The 16,749-nt window shown below is 61.5% G+C and carries 12 protein-coding genes and 3 rRNA genes; 4 read left to right on the top strand and 11 right to left on the bottom strand.

From position 1 onward, the window contains the following. The first annotated feature begins 52 nt into the window (after window positions 1–52). Both CGLY_RS15595 and CGLY_RS15600 read left to right on the top strand, forming a co-directional pair. Window positions 53–274, top strand: a complete 222-nt coding sequence (locus CGLY_RS15595) for an antitoxin VbhA family protein (protein WP_227590309.1) — start codon at window positions 53–55, stop codon at window positions 272–274. Between the two features lie 3 nt (window positions 275–277). Continuing rightward, entirely contained in the window at window positions 278–970 is a 693-nt protein-coding gene (locus CGLY_RS15600; RefSeq protein WP_038550543.1) for a Fic/DOC family protein, read from the top strand. 272 nt (window positions 971–1,242) lie between these two features. Here the strand turns inward: CGLY_RS15600 and rrf are convergent. The 11 genes from rrf to CGLY_RS15650 form a co-directional block, all read right to left on the bottom strand. Further along, window positions 1,243–1,359, bottom strand: a 5S ribosomal RNA gene (gene rrf / locus CGLY_RS15605). Between the two features lie 171 nt (window positions 1,360–1,530). Then, window positions 1,531–4,609: ribosomal RNA gene (locus CGLY_RS15610) — 23S ribosomal RNA — on the bottom strand. 342 nt (window positions 4,610–4,951) lie between these two features. Then, window positions 4,952–6,479: ribosomal RNA gene (locus tag CGLY_RS15615) — 16S ribosomal RNA — on the bottom strand. Together the 16S, 23S and 5S rRNA genes form the textbook arrangement of a ribosomal RNA operon. A 513-nt stretch (window positions 6,480–6,992) precedes the next feature. Continuing rightward, complete coding sequence (locus CGLY_RS15620) at window positions 6,993–7,346, bottom strand: hypothetical protein (RefSeq protein WP_158407409.1); 354 nt, start codon at window positions 7,344–7,346, stop codon at window positions 6,993–6,995. Window positions 7,347–7,418: 72 nt separating this feature from the next. Further along, window positions 7,419–8,228, bottom strand: a complete 810-nt coding sequence (locus CGLY_RS15625; RefSeq protein WP_038550547.1) for a hypothetical protein — start codon at window positions 8,226–8,228, stop codon at window positions 7,419–7,421. Then, on the bottom strand, window positions 8,221–9,105 hold the full coding sequence (locus CGLY_RS15630; RefSeq protein ID WP_052540434.1) for an ATP-binding cassette domain-containing protein: 885 nt from the start codon (window positions 9,103–9,105) through the stop codon (window positions 8,221–8,223). The genes CGLY_RS15625 and CGLY_RS15630 overlap by 8 nt, the downstream gene beginning before the upstream one ends. Further along, window positions 9,105–10,223, bottom strand: coding sequence for a hypothetical protein (locus CGLY_RS16955; protein ID WP_144313711.1), 1,119 nt, complete (start codon window positions 10,221–10,223; stop codon window positions 9,105–9,107). The genes CGLY_RS15630 and CGLY_RS16955 overlap by 1 nt, the downstream gene beginning before the upstream one ends. Then, window positions 10,220–10,639, bottom strand: coding sequence for a hypothetical protein (locus CGLY_RS15635; protein ID WP_038550550.1), 420 nt, complete (start codon window positions 10,637–10,639; stop codon window positions 10,220–10,222). The genes CGLY_RS16955 and CGLY_RS15635 overlap by 4 nt, the downstream gene beginning before the upstream one ends. Window positions 10,640–10,667: 28 nt before the next feature. Continuing rightward, entirely contained in the window at window positions 10,668–11,849 is a 1,182-nt protein-coding gene (locus CGLY_RS15640; protein ID WP_038550552.1) for a hypothetical protein, read from the bottom strand. Beyond that, the gene (locus tag CGLY_RS15645) at window positions 11,846–12,760 is read right to left on the bottom strand and encodes an ATP-binding cassette domain-containing protein (RefSeq protein WP_052540440.1); all 915 of its coding nucleotides are present in this window, start codon (window positions 12,758–12,760) and stop codon (window positions 11,846–11,848) included. Before CGLY_RS15645 ends, CGLY_RS15640 begins: the two co-directional genes overlap by 4 nt. Next, complete coding sequence (locus CGLY_RS15650) at window positions 12,757–13,131, bottom strand: GntR family transcriptional regulator (RefSeq protein WP_038550554.1); 375 nt, start codon at window positions 13,129–13,131, stop codon at window positions 12,757–12,759. Before CGLY_RS15650 ends, CGLY_RS15645 begins: the two co-directional genes overlap by 4 nt. A gap of 197 nt (window positions 13,132–13,328) precedes the next feature. Here CGLY_RS15650 and CGLY_RS15655 point away from each other — a divergent pair, with 197 nt between their 5' ends. Together CGLY_RS15655 and CGLY_RS15660 are read left to right on the top strand one after the other, a co-directional pair. Continuing rightward, window positions 13,329–14,615 (top strand): NYN domain-containing protein, encoded by a 1,287-nt coding sequence (locus tag CGLY_RS15655; RefSeq protein WP_038550560.1) that lies wholly within the window; start codon window positions 13,329–13,331, stop codon window positions 14,613–14,615. Window positions 14,616–14,705: 90 nt separating this feature from the next. After that, on the top strand, window positions 14,706–16,694 hold the full coding sequence (locus tag CGLY_RS15660; RefSeq protein ID WP_081803975.1) for a galactan 5-O-arabinofuranosyltransferase: 1,989 nt from the start codon (window positions 14,706–14,708) through the stop codon (window positions 16,692–16,694). The last annotated feature ends 55 nt before the right edge of the window (window positions 16,695–16,749 follow it).

Below are 16,749 nucleotides of genomic sequence, written 5' to 3' on the forward strand. Positions count from 1 at the left end.
TCCGTGGTAGAATACTGAGGTCGTCGAGAACGACGGAAGGGTGGAAAAGATCGTGAGAGACTACCGCACTGAAGACCAGAAGGTCGCCGCTGTCGCCGCGTCGATGACGATGGCCGGCCAGCCCGTGACCCCCGAAGATGAGGCTCGTGGCCGCCGTATCCTGCGTGGGGAGATCTCCGGTGATCAGGCTGTCCTGGAGGTTTTGGAGCAAGAGGGCCTGGCAGACAGTGCTCACGCTGCTGAACTGCGCCGTCGGATCGCCGCCGCCGCATAGGCCATGGCTTCGGACGGCACCCCAGCACCAGAGAACTTCTACGGGATCTCCGACCCCGCAAAGCTGGAGCATGTCGCCGGGAGATCCGCCGCCCAGCGTCTCTACGAACTGGAGAGTGGCGATCCTCTGACCAGCTTTACCCGTAAGGATCTGGTCAGGATTCACGCGCACCTGATGCAGGACATCTACCCGTGGGCCGGGCAGATCCGTACTACCGAGGTCGGGGCAATGGGCATGGCGATGTGTCGTGCCCAGTTCGTCGACAACGAACTCGACCGGGTTATCCGTGATATCGGTCGGAAGTCGCCGTCGACCATCGACATCGACGCCGCGGTGAACACCGTGGCCGATCACTGGTCCGAAATGACCATGGTCCATCCGTTTCAGGACGGTAACAGTCGTACTCAAAGGTTCTTCTTCGATCAACTGCTCCGGAATGCCGGGTGGGCGGTGGACTGGACGCAGGTCAACGCTGAAGAGGCCCATGCCGCCCGCTACGTTGGCGCGGCGACGGTCGACCCATCGTATCTCGCGCAGACGCTGCGCCCTGCGGTCCACCCGGCTGACCAGATCGCAGCCGGCACACTGACGGCGACTGAGAACACCCGCGACAATCGTGCGTCAGCCGAGATCTTCCACGACATGATGGAGTTCAAGCGCTCACACCCCCGAGGTACGCCATACGAACTGCCGTAGCGGTTCAACTCATCGGCTACAGGCACGGACCTGACCGTCCAGTAGACGATCGAATCGTTGCTCTGTCGTTGTCTGACCCGTTCAGTGGTGACCACCGCAGCTTCCACAGCTCCTACACCCCACACAACCTCTGAAAACCACCACCCCACCCCCCCGCCGGGGCCGGGCGGCCAGCCGCACCCCCCGGACCACACACACCCACACACACAAAAAAAGAGAGGCCCCAGCAGCCAGCCACAAAGCTGACCACCGGGACCTCCCCAGACACTTAATGCCGGCGGCGTCCTACTCTCCCACACCCTCCCGGGTGCAGTACCATCGGCGCAGGCAGGCTTAGCTTCCGGGTTCGGAAAGGGACCGGGCGTGACCCCACCGCTAAAACCACCGACAAACACACACGAAACAAACACACACCCAACCCCGCCAACAAACCCTCCCCAGGGACAAAACCCCACAAAAGAGAAGCCAACAGACTGGTGCACTGTGCCGTTCCAGACACTGCACAATGAACGCGAAAATACCTTCACACTACTACACAACAGAACCACTCGTTACAACGTTAATGTCATCCTCGGTCAATTAGTACCGGTCACCTCCAACACTCACATGCTGTCCAGATCCGGCCTATCAACCCCGTCGTCTACAGGGAACCTCAAACGAAACCTCATCTCGAAACAGGCTTCCCGCTTAGATGCTTTCAGCGGTTATCCCTCCCATACGTAGCCAACCAGCCATGCCACGGGCGTGACAACTGGCCCACCAGAGGTATGTCCAACCCGGTCCTCTCGTACTAGGGTCAGCCTTTCTCAAGTTTCAACGCGCACGGCGGATAGAGACCGAACTGTCTCACGACGTTCTAAACCCAGCTCGCGTGCCGCTTTAATGGGCGAACAGCCCAACCCTTGGGACCAACTCCAGCCCCAGGATGCGACGAGCCGACATCGAGGTGCCAAACCATCCCGTCGATATGGACTCTTGGGGAAGATCAGCCTGTTATCCCCGGGGTACCTTTTATCCGTTGAGCGACACCGCTTCCACAAGCCGGTGCCGGATCACTAGTCCCTACTTTCGTACCTGCTCGACCTGTCAGTCTCACAGTCAAGCTCCCTTGTGCACTTACACTCAACACCTGATTACCAACCAGGCTGAGGGAACCTTTGGGCGCCTCCGTTACTCTTTGGGAGGCAACCGCCCCAGTTAAACTACCCACCAGGCACTGTCCCTAACCCAGATCATGGGCCGAGGTTCAGATATCCAGCACGATCAGAGTGGTATTTCAACAACGACTCCACAACCACTAGCGTGGCCGCTTCACAGTCTCCCACCTATCCTACACAAACCGAACCGAACACCAATACCAAGCTATAGTGAAGGTCCCGGGGTCTTTTCGTCCTGCCGCGCGTAACGAGCATCTTTACTCGTACTGCAATTTCGCCGGGCCTGTGGTTGAGACAGCAGGGAAGTCGTTACGCCATTCGTGCAGGTCGGAACTTACCCGACAAGGAATTTCGCTACCTTAGGATGGTTATAGTTACCACCGCCGTTTACTGGGGCTTAAATTCTCCGCTTCGGTGTTACCACCTAACAGGTCCTCTTAACCTTCCAGCACCGGGCAGGCGTCAGTCCGTATACATCGACTTACCGTCTTCGCACGGACCTGTGTTTTTAGTAAACAGTCGCTTCCCTCTATCCTCTGCGACCCACACCAGCTCCAGCCGAAAAAGCCTTCACCAGCACGGGCCCCCCTTCTCCCGAAGTTACGGGGGCATTTTGCCGAGTTCCTTAACCACAGTTCACCCGATCGCCTTAGTATTCTCTACCTGACCACCTGTGTCGGTTTGGGGTACGGGCCGAATGTGCACATCGCTAGAGGCTTTTCTCGACAGCATAGGATCACCGACATCCCCGCAAACGGGTACGCATCACGCCTCACCCATCATGAACCCCGGATTTACCTAGGGCTCGGGCCACACGCTTACACCACAATCCAATAAGTGGCTCGGCTACCTTCCTGCGTCACCCCATCACTTGGCTACTACCAATTCAGGTCCCGCGCATCCACACACACCAAGCCCACAAAGTAGACCCAGCACACGCTTCAGGGCGGTTAGTATCACTGATTCACCATGGTCGCACACACACGGGTACGGGAATATCAACCCGTTATCCATCGACTACGCCTGTCGGCCTCGCCTTAGGCCCCGACTCACCCTGGGAAGATTAACTTGACCCAGGAACCCTTGGTCATCCGGCGGATGAGGTTCTCACTCATCATTCGCTACTCATGCCTGCATTCTCACTCGCATAGCGTCCAGCACTGGGTCACCCCGCACCTTCACTCGCTACACGACGCTCCCCTACCAACCCACACCCAAAGGTGCAAGTTCCGCGGCTTCGGCGGTGTACTTGAGCCCCACTACATTGTCGGCGCAGAACCACTCGACCAGTGAGCTATTACGCACTCTTTCAAGGATGGCTGCTTCTAAGCCAACCTCCTGGCTGTCTTCGCGATCCCACATCCTTTTCCACTTAGTACACCCTTAGGGGCCTTAGCCGGCGATCTGGGCTGTTTCCCTCTCGACTACGAAGCTTATCCCCCGCAGTCTCACTGCCGCGCTCTCACTTACCGGCATTCGGAGTTTGGCTGATGTCGCTAAGATGGTAGTCCCGCTAAACCAACCAGTAGCTCTACCTCCGGCAAGAAACACACGACGCTGCACCTAAATGCATTTCGGGGAGAACCAGCTATCACGGAGTTTGATTGGCCTTTCACCCCTACCCACAACTCATCCCCTCAGTTTTCAACCTAAGTGGGTTCGCGCCTCCACGACGTCTTACCGTCGCTTCACACTGGCCATGGGTAGATCACCCCGCTTCGGGTCCAGGACACGCCACTAACAACACACTAGTTAGTATTCGCTTTCGCTACGGCTACCCCACACGGGTTAACCTCGCGACGTGCCGCTGACTCGCAGGCTCATTCTTCAAAAGGCACGCCATCACCCCACAAGGAGGCTCTGACGGATTGTAGGCACACGGTTTCAGGTACTATTTCACTCCCCTCCCGGGGTACTTTTCACCATTCCCTCACGGTACTATCCGCTATCGGTCACAACAAGTATTCAGGCTTACCGGGTGGTCCCGGCAGATTCACAGCAGATTCCACGAGCCCGCTGCTACTCGGGGACACTTGCAACCCACATGCATGATGCTTTCACGTACCGGACTCTCACCGTCTACGGCAGGCCATTCCAAACCACTTCCGCTAACACCACACACACAGGCGGCAGGCTGACAGACCCACCACACAAGACCCCACAACACCCCACATGCAACCCCTGCCAGGTATCACACACATAAGGTTTAGCCAAACATCCGATTTCGCTCGCCGCTACTCACGGAATCACTATTGTTTTCTTCTCCTACGGGTACTGAGATGTTTCACTTCCCCGCGTTCCCTCCACACCAGCTATACATTCACCAGTGGGTGACCGCGCATAACCACGGCCGGGTTTCCCCATTCGGACATCCTCGGATCAACGCTCAGTTGGCAACTCCCCGAGGCATTTCGCAGCCTCTCACGTCCTTCATCGGCTCATTGTGCCAAGGCATCCACCGTGCGCCCTTCACAGACAACACTAAAACAAACAAAGATGACTCTACAAAAATTGCATAAAATAAAGAAGATACTCGCGTCCACTATACAGTTCTCAAACAACACGACACCCACAACCACACGCACACCACTGCACGCACAATCAAGAAGATGCCCAACAAAAAGGAGCATGCTGCCCCAGACACCCAACACCGCAACACACCAAGCAACACTTTTTCGCCGACACCACATAAAGCCATGCGACAAACAAACGATGATCCAGACAACGATCTCCACCCGGATTCAACAAAACAGACTACGCAAACCCCCCACCCACACTCAACGCGGGCAAGGCAAGTAAGGCCTGTAACCAAAAAGCTCCTTAGAAAGGAGGTGATCCAGCCGCACCTTCCGGTACGGCTACCTTGTTACGACTTCGTCCCAATCGCCGATCCCACCTTCGACAGCTCCCTAACGAGTTTGGGCCACTGGCTTCGGGTGTTACCAACTTTCATGACGTGACGGGCGGTGTGTACAAGGCCCGGGAACGTATTCACCGCAGCGTTGCTGATCTGCGATTACTAGCGACTCCGACTTCATGGAGTCGAGTTGCAGACTCCAATCCGAACTGAGACCGGCTTTAAGGGATTAGCTCCACCTCACGGTATCGCAACCCACTGTACCGACCATTGTAGCATGTGTGAAGCCCTGGACATAAGGGGCATGATGATTTGACGTCATCCCCACCTTCCTCCGAGTTAACCCCGGCAGTCTCTCGCGAGTCCCCACCATAACGTGCTGGCAACACAAGACAAGGGTTGCGCTCGTTGCGGGACTTAACCCAACATCTCACGACACGAGCTGACGACAACCATGCACCACCTGTATACAGACCACAAGGGAAAACACATCTCTGTGCCGATCCTGCATATGTCAAGCCCAGGTAAGGTTCTTCGCGTTGCATCGAATTAATCCACATGCTCCGCCGCTTGTGCGGGCCCCCGTCAATTCCTTTGAGTTTTAGCCTTGCGGCCGTACTCCCCAGGCGGGGCGCTTAATGCGTTAGCTACGGCACGGAAGTCGTGGAAGACCCCCACACCTAGCGCCCACCGTTTACGGCATGGACTACCAGGGTATCTAATCCTGTTCGCTACCCATGCTTTCGCTCCTCAGCGTCAGTAACTGCCCAGAGACCTGCCTTCGCCATCGGTGTTCCTCCTGATATCTGCGCATTTCACCGCTACACCAGGAATTCCAGTCTCCCCTACAGTACTCAAGTTATGCCCGTATCGCCTGCACGCCCGGAGTTAAGCCCCGGAATTTCACAGACGACGTGACAAACCACCTACGAGCTCTTTACGCCCAGTAATTCCGGACAACGCTCGCACCCTACGTATTACCGCGGCTGCTGGCACGTAGTTAGCCGGTGCTTCTTCTACCACTACCGTCACTGACCCAACAAGGCCAGCTTCGTCATGGCTGAAAGGAGTTTACAACCCGAAGGCCTTCATCCCCCACGCGGCGTCGCTGCATCAGGCTTGCGCCCATTGTGCAATATTCCCCACTGCTGCCTCCCGTAGGAGTCTGGGCCGTGTCTCAGTCCCAATGTGGCCGTCCACCCTCTCAGGCCGGCTACCCGTCGACGCCTTGGTAGGCCATTACCCCACCAACAAGCTGATAGGCCGCGGGCTCATCCTGCACCGAAAAACTTTCCACCACCGACACTAAACGATGGTCCTATCCGGTATTAGACCCAGTTTCCCAGGCTTATCCCGAAGTGCAGGGCAGATCACCCACGTGTTACTCACCCGTTCGCCACTCGAGTACCCTGCAAGCAGGGCCTTTCCGTTCGACTTGCATGTGTTAAGCACGCCGCCAGCGTTCGTCCTGAGCCAGGATCAAACTCTCCATAAAAGCATATCAGCCCTACAAAAAGCCTGAACATACTGGCAAACAAAAAAATACTGAACTACTGACAAAAAATGTCAATCACATCAACCCACACCACCGGGGAGGTGGCACGAGCCGAAAAACATCAACACCAATCAGCAGCACAATAAGAAAAGAACAATATTTAACAAGCAATCACGCTTGCCGGTATCATCCCAAACCACCGCGCCACACAACCGGTGCGACAAAAAAATACTTGGTTTGTTACGCTATTGAGTTCTCAAACAACACACGCACACACACCAACACACCGACCATTCCGGTCAGCACATCTCTTGCATGGCAGGCCCTGAATCCTACGACGATCCAACCAGATTCGCAAATCCGATCCCGCGTCCCTCGCGCCCTCAGGAAGCAACGAAGCTTACGTAGTCCGTCAGCGCCGTTCTCCTGCCGCACTCTGTGCGGTGTCGGTCGCTCTGACTCGCATTAATCTACACACCCCACACACACGACACAAAACACCAGGTCACGGCGTCACTGTCGCACACTGAGTCCGAAGTAGCTCTCTACTCCGGTCCGCTGACCAACTTCCATCGCACTCCGGGACTGATAGAACACCGCCACAGCACCGGCCGTCCACATGATCACCGCAAGAGAACAGAGCGTCACGATCGAGCCGTGTCGCACTGCGCCGAAGCTGAAGGTGAGCCACACCAGTAGTGCGGCATTGACAACCAGGACCGCCGACGCGACCATCCGTTTCCCTGCGAATTTGTTCGTCACTGTGACGGAAAGGACACTCGTTGTCATCGCTACCGTCATCAGTCCGTACGAAATGACGATCGCTACTACCGTCACCCAGTCACCACCTCCGGTGGGCTGCAGCATCGGCATCTCGCCTCCCCACCCGATCGTGTCGAGTCCACGTTCAATAAGCCAGGCCACCAGGTATACCGCCAGCTAGGCGACCGGAAGGACCCACATATTCTGCATCACCTCCCGCTGCCAGGTCTTCGGTGCGCCGCCGTACACCGTCCACACCTCGGCCGCTCTCTCAGCGTGCACCACCCGGGAGAAGACCGTCGTCAAGACGAGAATGATCGTCAGGACGATACCGATTGTTCCCGGGTCGATGTCGAAGAGCGCTCGTGCGATCAGCTGCCCCGGCACCATCACCAGGAAGAAGGCCACGATGGTACTGAGAGTTCCGCGCCGCGCCATATGCTGCATCACCAGCAGATGGCCACGGGGCCGCTGCGCCAGTCGGTCCCATTCGTCGTTACCGACCAGAGGGCTCGGACCTTCCACACCTCCCCGTCGGATCCTCCCGAGGCCCACCAGGATGCTGACGAGCGACATGACCACGACAATCGCACCAGCCAACCAGTACCCAGGACCGTCGTCGACGCCACGAAGCAGCCACACACCCCACATCACGGCGATACACACCAGATAGAGAACCGTCCCCGCCATGATCGACACAATGACATGCACCTGCTGGGCTTTCCGCCCCAGTCCCAGAGCACGGAGTTGAGTACTGGGCATTGTGAATGCCGAGGTCGTCGGCCCACCGACGAGGCCGAACAGCACCGCCATCACGGTCTGTCGGGTTCCGCTCATGTCGTCGACGATCACCATGTGCACGATGAGCAACAGCCCCACTGGAATCCACCGGCTGGCCGCCTCGGTCCTGAACTGAGCTAGGCAGAGTGCGAGATGGGTACGTGCTGAGACCCCGCCGATGCGTGACGCTCCGGTTCCCTCACTCATGGCGGCGCCCCCGTACGAGCACCGTCTCGGGGAGATCGGCATTTCGGATCTGGACGTCCAGCCCGTCCGCCGCCCGAAGGACCTCGGATGTGTCTGATCCGAGATCCAGAACGATGCGACGGGAGCCTGCCACTGATTCGTCCCGCAGGACGGAACACGTCACGCCAGCAAGAAGCTCTTCGACGGCACTTGTCGTCCCGGTGGCCACCACGGTGGATGACACAAGTTCGTCGACATCGATGACCTCGGTTATTCGTCCGTCATCGATGAAGATCACCGAATCGAGAAGTAGCGTCGCATCCTCCACCTGGTGGGTGGAGATGATGAACGTTCGCGCCCCCTCGGCGTCCCGGTCGATCTCGTCGAGGAGTTCGCGGTAGAGGATATCCCGGTTCTGGACGTCCAGCCCCAGGTAGGGCTCGTCAAGCAACGTCACCTCGGACCGCGCCGCCAGTCCCATGACCACTCCCATCAGTGTCTTCTGGCCCCGCGAGAGGCCGTCGAACCGTGCCGCGAGGTCAAGTCGGAAGATGTGCTGCAGGCGGCGTGCATAGGCACTGTCCCAGGTGCCCCACCGTGCTGCGGCAAGGTCCAGCAGAGTCCCGACTTTCATCTGACCGGGATAGGGGACGTCCGCTCCGGCGAGGATGATCCGGTCGAGGACGGGTTGGTTGTCCCGGACCGGTTCACCTCCCAACCTGACTTCGCCTTCGACGGGAATCTGTCCGGCCAGGGCACGCAGCAGCGTTGTCTTCCCGGCACCGTTGGGACCGACCAGCCCGTGCACCCGCCCCTGTGGGATATAGCAGGTCACGCCGTCAAGCGCGAGGGACGTGCCATACCGTTTGTGTACGTCACGTAGTGAGAATGTTCCCATCACAATGCTCCTTGTCGCTGGTAGTAGATGCGGTCGGCCCCCTGGACGAAGCCCGTGGGTCGTGGCCGGTCCCCACCCAGTTGTTTGTGGCTCGTGTATACGACGGGGACTGCGGAAAGAACCACCACCATGATGGAACCGATGACCGGACCAGGCCCGTCGAGTGGTGCAGTTGTCGCGAGCGTCATAAGCAGCCCACCTTCCGGGACAACCCCGATCAGCGACATCAGGAGCGCACTGCTGGTCGCGATCAGCGGGATGACGGCGGCACACAGCAAAGCACATGCCAGGATCAGGGAGATCTGTCCGAAGGACATCTGAGACGGTGTACGCCCACCACTGACGAATCCTGTCGACATCGCGAGTCCGACCAGAGCGATGAGGATAACCAACACCACCGCGGACCCCGCGTACGCATGCCCGAGCCAGCGACGCACCGGGATCCCCAGGGCCGTCCAACCACGGAGGCCGCTGGCCAGAACTCCCGCCACGGCGGGGAAGATGACCACCATCAACGGCAACAACGTCGCCACGTCGACCGGACCACTGTCAACCGTGCCGGTAGCCACCCGGAGCACACTGAATCCTCCGAATACCAGGGCAGTCGACACCAGCGATATCGCGATGACCGGGAGATACACGAGCCGCCACGGCAGTGGCCCTGGAAGTGACGGCAGGCCACCCACCAGTGCCGCCCAGCTCCGGCCGGCCTGCCGGGACGGCGAAGGAAGACGGTACTCTCCCCGTAACGTCCTACGCATCGAAGCGTACTGCGTCGCCCCGACGGCGAGAACGGCGAGAAGGATCCCGACGTAGCTCCATCGTCCAGTAGAGGCGGCGACTCCCGCTGCGCCGAACAGGAATGCCACCAGGAGCACAGCACCGACAGCGTCCCCCGTCCAGTAGCGCAGTGGCACTCCGAAGGCACGGTAGCGGCTGACGTCAGGGATCATGATCCACATCGCGAAACCGCTGGCCAGCGCGATCCCCGCCATCTGCGCGGATCCACCGTCGCCGAGGGCCAGCATCATCCAGCCCGCCAGCAGGGCAGGAAGCGCCAGCAGCTGTTCCACCCGCGGGTACATCTGGAGTCTCACGCGGAAAGGTACACCAGTCATGATTCCGGCTCCCCGGTCAAAGCGATCACAGCATCTTCTGTGCCGAGACGTTCTCGGGTTACCCCGTCCCAGTGGGGTAGTGTCCCGCCGTTCAGGTCGATGTCCACAGACATGCTGCCGGCGACGTCCCGCATGGCGGTCAGCCGTATGCCGGGCATACCCCTCACCTTGTCCAGCACCTCGGTCATTCTCGATGTACTCCCGGTGAGGCGGACGACACGGTCGCCGAGATCGGCACCGTCGATGTCGTGGCTGAGGTGACCGTCAGCCCCGAGGATAAGAAGCCGATCGACGATGCCTTCCCGCGGCAGGTCGACCGTGAGTCCACGAAGGACGCGGCGGCTGCCGAAGGACCGGTCGAGGTTGTCCACCCGGACAAGCGGGTCCGGGAGGGTGGTTCCGTGTGGTGTCTTCATGGTGGTGTCTCCCTGTCAGGTTGCCGGATCAGCTTCCGAGTCGGTTGCGTCGCTTCCGTGGCCCGCCGATGATGCTGGTCATGGTCCAGTGCGGTTGTCCGAGGAGTGTTCGCCGGACCGCGTACTTGACCAAGTACCGCGCCAGTAGTGCACTCACCACAACGGCGGCGATACCCGGCCACGGTCCAGCCGACGACGTGAAGCCGAAGACGGCGACGAGGCCGACGAGGATGTTGAAGAAGATCAACCACATAATCGCGGTACCCCAGTCCTCATAGGAGACACTGACAGCGAAGGCTGAGCCAATGAACGCAGTGACCACAACAACGACTGCGTACAGCGACAACTGGAGGGGTTCCGCAGAATATATAGGGTTCACAGATCCGCCGATAAAGGAGCTGAGCGGCATCGTCCCACTCGCCTCTACCTGCACAAAGGCGGCGATAACGCCGACTACCCCCTGCGGTACGCTGATCGCGGTGAGTGTATGCCTGACCCAGGAACGACGGGTCATGCCAATGGCATTCGCTGTTTCTCTGCTGGCTGCCGCTACAGGCGCGGTCGCCAGAGCGGCGGCCAGGAATGCCCCGGTCACTATCTGGTTGTCTCCCTCGTCGTACAGCATCCAACCGGAGAGGAAGGCCACTGTCACCAGCGCGGTCAGCCCCACCGGCTGGTACACCGTCCGCCAGGCGACGGGCCCTCGCCGAGCGAGGAATACGCGGTAGTGCAGTGGCATACCTGAGAAGCGGGCCCCGGTGCCGACCACTCGTCCAGACAGGACGTGGCGGTGGTGGCAAAGCACCAGGACCACCACACCGAGGATGGCCACCGCGGGCAGGACCGGCATCCACACCGGGACCTGTTCCGCGTCGTCCACCGGTCGGGCCACGGCCCACACCGGCCAGGCGAGATGGATGACCGCCACAAGGGCGACGAGCATGCCGTGGTCGACCACCCACCGCCGCATGGACAACCCCACCACGCGGTACCGTGCCGGGTTGGGCAGCAGCATCAGAACCGACAACGCCGGGAAGAAGACCCCTCCGGTCACCGCCGGCCACGGTTGCCACCCACGATGGAACTGCACCAGCGTGGATGACGTGAGGAATGCCATCACCACGATGAGCAGGAGGAAGACCAGTGTGGTGCTCGGTGGGCGGTCGGCCCGCAGACGCTCCCAGGGGGAGCGCATGGTCGTGGCGTTCACGGCGTCTCCCCTCCGGTCAGCTGGACCACGGCCTCCTCCAGGTCAACCGGCTCGGCAGCGAGGTCGGAGAGTTGCGACAGGACGACGTCGCCGCCAGCGCGGTCGCTCCCCAGATCCACGACTGCTCGGCTCGCCCCGGCCATGTTCCGACGCTCAAGGACGGTGAGCCCCGGCGCGTTGGAGACCAGGGCGTCCACACGGGCTTCCGAGCCGGTGATCCGGTAGAAGCGTCCGGCCAGGTCGTCGGCGTCGATGTCATGGATCAGTTGTCCTCGCTCGAGCACCAGCACGCGGTCGACGATGCGTTCCAGGTCCGGCAGGTGGTGGGTCGAGATCACCACGAGGCGGGGATCAGCCTCCACCGAGTCCATCAACTCGCGGTAGAACAGCCGCCGTGTCTGCGCGTCCAGACCCACGTAGGGTTCGTCGAACAACGTGACCGCCGCGTGGGAGGCAAGACCGACGATGATGCCGACCGCTGTGCGCTGCCCGCGGGACAGCACCCCGTAGGTGGACGTCTCCACCAGCCCGAAGGCGTCCCGTAGGCGTGCCGCCTCGGCGGCGTTCCAGTGCGGGTATCTCCGGGCGAAGATGTCCAGGATCCCCTGGACCGTCCAGGACGGCGCGTAGTCGATGTCGACTCCGGTGAGGCTGGTGTTCTCCAGGACGACGGCATCGTCGAAGGCGTCGCGTCCACCACTGGTGACCGTCCCGACGGACGGTTTGAGCTGGCCGGCGAGCAGTCCGAGCAGGGTGGTCTTGCCGGCACCGTTACGTCCGACCAGGCCCACGACACCGTCGTCGAGTTCCAGCGTGACCGGTCCCACCACCGGTGGTGTTCGTCGGCGACCTGCTCCTCCGGCGGTGACCCACGGGTAGGACATTTCTGCGTCAGTGAGTGTGATGGTCATGAGTACAGTCCTCTGCTTTCTGCGACCTGGTCGATCAGCCGGTGGACGTCGTCCCGGGGCAGGTCGAGTTTGATCGCCTCGTCCACCAGGGGCGCGAGGTAGTCGGCGGCGAAGGCCTCCCGGCGCCGTGCCGTGATCCGGGCCCGGGCGCCGTCCTCGACGAACATGCCGAGACCACGTCTCTTGGCCAGCACCCCGCGCTCGGCGAGCAGTGTCAGCCCTTTTCGCGCGGTGGCGGGGTTGATGCCGTGGAAAGCGGCGAGTTCATTGGTGGAGGGAGCGCGGTCGCCCTCCCGAAGGGATCCGTCGACGACGGAGTCCTCGACGAGTTCGGCGATCTGCCGGAACAACGGTGACGTCGTCTCGTCCACGACCCGCCTTCTTCCCGTGCTTAGGTTTATTGGTTGGTTACTCCTGTAACTAACCATCGCACAGTCCGGTTTTTCTGACAAGGGCACCCCGACCCGCTGCCACCAGCCCACCGAATGACCAGCACACCTCCCCACAAGCCGCACACCTGATGCACACTAGGGGGAACAACCGACAAACTTTTAGTGAGGATCCTCCAATGCTCGAACGAACCCTGATCTACGTCGACACCTCTTACCTGCTCGCCAGCTTCTACAACGCCTGGGAGACCGGCGCCCGTGCACAACTCGAGATTGATCTGCCCGAGGTTGTCAATGTGCTGGAGAGCCGCGTCGTTGACCAACTGAGACAACCCGTCTACCGCCAGAACTGGTATGACGGTCTCCCTGATTCCGGCCCGCACCGCTATCAACGTGCCTTGAGGTCCTGCAACGGCGTCCAGCTACGGTCCGGCCAACTCATCGAATGGGGCGACCGTCGTACCCAGAAAGCGGTCGACACGCGCCTTGTCGCCGACATGGTCATCAGCGCCATGTCCCGTGAGGTCACCGACATCGTCCTGGTGTCCGGAGACGCCGACATGCTTCCCGGTGTAGAGGAGGCAGTCTCCCGGGGGGTCCGGGTACATCTCTACGGCTTCGGATGGGACTCGATGTCCGCCAACCTGCGCTACTCCTGCGACTCGACAACCATTCTCGATCCACGGGAAGACTTCGCTGACTGCATGCGACTGCAGATCCTCGAAGGGCCCCTGAAGACCGGGGCAGCCGGAGCGCAGCACAAACCCATCGGGGACGCCGAGCCCGTCGAAGACCTCTCCGGGACATGCGCGGTTCCGGACGTCCGCCGCCGGCCCACCGCTCCCGCACCGGAGGACACCGGCAGCCAGAGCGACCCCGCCACCGATACCGGCGGCACGACCGGAAACGAGGGCGCCGACAGGGCGGCCGACGCCACCCCGACCCCTGCATCCATGCCGACCCGCGACCCGTCGCTCTCCCCGACCACCGAGCACAGCCCGACTGCGGTCTCCCACGAGAATCCCGTCTCGCCGGCCGAGGACGGGGAGGACGACGGAGAGTCCGGCGTCCCCGAAACGTCCGCTTCCCCGGCGTCGCAACCATCGCAGGCGTCGCCGGCCGACCTCGCCGCTTCCCGTCCCACCCCGGCGATGATGGCGCCGCGGCGGCGTCTCCGCAGCCGCTACGTCCCGCTGCCCACCGAAGTGTGGCAGTCCGGCGGCCAGCAGAATCCCTTCGACATCGGCGAGCAGTACGCCGTCTGGTGGTTCCAGCACGCCGCTACCGCAGACCAGCAGGACGGGGCCCACGTACTCTGCGGCGGCGGCCTACCTCCCGAGGTGGACCGTCCGTTGCTCCAGTTCGCCTGCGAGACACTCCACGAATACACGCTGACGGAGTACCAGCGCGTGAACCTCCGCGACGGCTTCCACTCCGGGATCAGGGGCATCCTGCTCAACCGCTAACTCCCGCCGACCGGCGGGACGGTCCCCCGGCCAGCCACCTCCCAGTCACCCTTCACCCGGTATTCACGCCGACTGTGAGAAAATGCCGACATGACCGCCCCCTCCACCGGCCTCACCGGTACCGACGTCGCATCCCACCCCGACCGCTCCGGTCGCGGGTTCCTCTCCTTCTGTGGGCAGGTCGTGGGTTCTGGTGTCCTCGCCGCCGTCGTCACGCTGGCAGCATGGTTCGTCCTGTCACGTACGAATCTGCCCGCCTATGCATCGTCGAATGTGACCAAGGCCCTGGCCAGCGCCGGTGGAGTCATCGTCCTCGTCGTCCTGGCCCTCGTGCTCTACGCCGTCCTGCACTCACGCACCCCTTTCATCGACTGGCCGCGGTGGCGTCGGACCGGAACCACCGTGCTGTGCTGGCTCGCCCCGGCCGGCCTGGTCATCGCCGCGCTCGGCATTCCCCTGGCCGCGACCCGTCTCTACCTCGACGGCATCAGTGTCGACCAGGCATTCCGCACCCAGTTCTTCACCCGGATGACCGAACAGCCGGGCTTCGAGGACATGGCCTACCTCGGGGAGCCGAGCTTCTACCCGCGTCTGTGGTTCCTCGCCGGAGGTCTCTTCGCCAATATCCTCGGCCTGGCCGGGTGGGCAGCATTCCAACCCTGGTCGTTGGTCACCCTCGCCGCGGCCGGGTCGATGCTGGTCCCGGTCTGGCGACGTCTCACCGGGTCGCTACCACTGGGAACGGTCATCGCCATGGTGACCACTGCCGTCGTCCTGTACACCGCCCCGGAAGAGCCCTATGCCGCCGTTGTGGCGTTCGGTATGCCGGCCGCCGTCGTGCTGGCGGGGCGCGCCGTCCGTGGTTCACGTCCGGGAATAGCCGGTCTGGCGATCTTCCTCGGGCTCTCCGCGAACCTGTACACGCTCTACACCGGTATCTCTGCGCTGACCGTGGTGGTCGTCGCCGTCGTCGTCGCCTGGCGCACCCGGGCGATCCAGCCACTGATCCGACTGACCGTGATCGGCGTGGGGTCGATCATCATCGCGCTGGTCGGATGGGGACCGTACGGCCTGGCGCTCCTCACCTCGGACAGCGGGGCCAGTGGGCGGGCCCAGCATTACCTGCCGCAGTCCGGCACGGAAGTCCCCGTCCCCTTCTTCCACGTCAGCCTTGTCGGCGTCCTCGGCTTGCTGTGCATCGTGTGGATGGTGCTGCGGTGGAAGCGTAGTCAGGTCAGGGCGCTCGTTGCCGGACTGGTGGTCTGCTACCTCTGGGTGCTGGCGTCCATGCTGACGACCCTGACAGGGACGACGTTGCTGGGCTTCCGTATGGAACTGCCGATCTCCCTGCTCCTGGTCACCGGCGGCATGATGGCGCTCGACGACCTGCGCATCAACGGTATTCGCCGCGCCTACCCGCAGTTCGTCGGGCCGGACGCCGCGCCGAAGGTGACCGCGGTCCTGGCGATCCTGCTCACTTTCGCTACCGCAACCTACGTCATCAACATCCCGCTGCACCTGCGCCAGCACATCGACCTCGCGTACACCGACACCGACGGCGAAGCCCAACGCGGCGATCTCTTCCCCGCCGACTCCACCGTCTACTACGCCGACGTCGACTCCTACATCGACGAGACCCTGGGCCTCGGAGGCGACCGTGCCGGCACCGTCGTCCTCACCGATGAGCAGAGCTTCATGGCCTACTACCCCTACCACTCCTACCAGGCGATGACCGCGCACTACGCCAACCCACTCGGACGGTTCGAGGACCGCAACGCCGAGATCGAGAAGTGGACCGAGATCACCGACCCCGCGGAACTCACGGACGCGATGGACACCGTTTCCGATGAACAGGGCTGGGCCGGTCCGGATGCCCTGGTCCTGCGCGGACAAGCCGCCGACGCCACCGGCGGAGAGGGGGATCCGGACGGCCGGTTCACCTACCGCCTGTCCGAGGACATCTACCCGAATGACCCGAACGTGCGCTTCACCACCATGTCCTTCCACGCCTCGGCGTTCTCGGAAGGATGGGACCTGGAGCAGATCGGTCCCTTCGTCGTCGCAGTGCGGCAGCGGTAAAGGTCGACGGCGTGTGCGGGTGCCGGTGACAGACTGTGACCGGCTGTGACCGACA

Source organism: Corynebacterium glyciniphilum AJ 3170, from assembly GCF_000626675.1.
Taxonomy (GTDB): Bacteria; Actinomycetota; Actinomycetes; order Mycobacteriales; family Mycobacteriaceae; genus Corynebacterium; species Corynebacterium glyciniphilum.